Genomic DNA, 556 nt, shown 5'->3' with positions numbered 1-556 from the left:
GAAGACGTATTCTCAATCTCAGGCCGTGGTACTGTTGTAACAGGTCGTGTTGAGCAAGGTATCATCAAGGTTGGTGAAGAAGTAGAAATCGTAGGTATCAAAGACACTACTAAGACTACTTGTACTGGTGTTGAGATGTTCCGTAAGCTTCTTGACGAAGGCCGTGCAGGTGAGAACGTTGGTGTTCTTCTACGTGGTACTAAGCGTGATGAAGTTGAACGTGGTCAAGTACTAGCTAAGCCTGGTTCAATCACTCCACACGTTAACTTCGAAGCAGAAGTATACGTACTGTCTAAAGATGAAGGTGGTCGTCATACTCCATTCTTCAAAGGCTACCGTCCACAGTTCTACTTCCGTACAACTGACGTAACTGGTGCTGTAGAGCTTCCAGAAGGCGTAGAAATGGTAATGCCTGGTGACAACCTTAAATTCAAAGTTGAGCTAATTGCTCCGATTGCGATGGAAGAAGGTCTTCGTTTCGCAATCCGTGAAGGTGGTCGTACAGTAGGTGCTGGTGTTGTATCTAAGATCCTAGACTAATCTAGACTTAGCAACA

Annotated in this window: 1 protein-coding gene; it reads left to right on the top strand. The window is 45.0% G+C overall.

Going from position 1 to position 556, the window contains the following annotated elements:
• On the top strand, positions 1-540 hold a 540-nt coding region (locus IW644_RS19915), incomplete at its 5' end, for an EF-Tu/IF-2/RF-3 family GTPase (protein ID WP_269919048.1).
• Between the last annotated feature and the right edge of the window lie 16 nt (positions 541-556).

The organism is Alteromonas sp. PRIM-21, assembly GCF_027563165.1.
Classification (GTDB): Bacteria; Pseudomonadota; Gammaproteobacteria; order Enterobacterales; family Alteromonadaceae; genus Alteromonas; species Alteromonas macleodii_A.
Note: the sequence above shows the minus strand (reverse complement) of the source record. Positions and strands in the feature narration are given on the sequence as shown.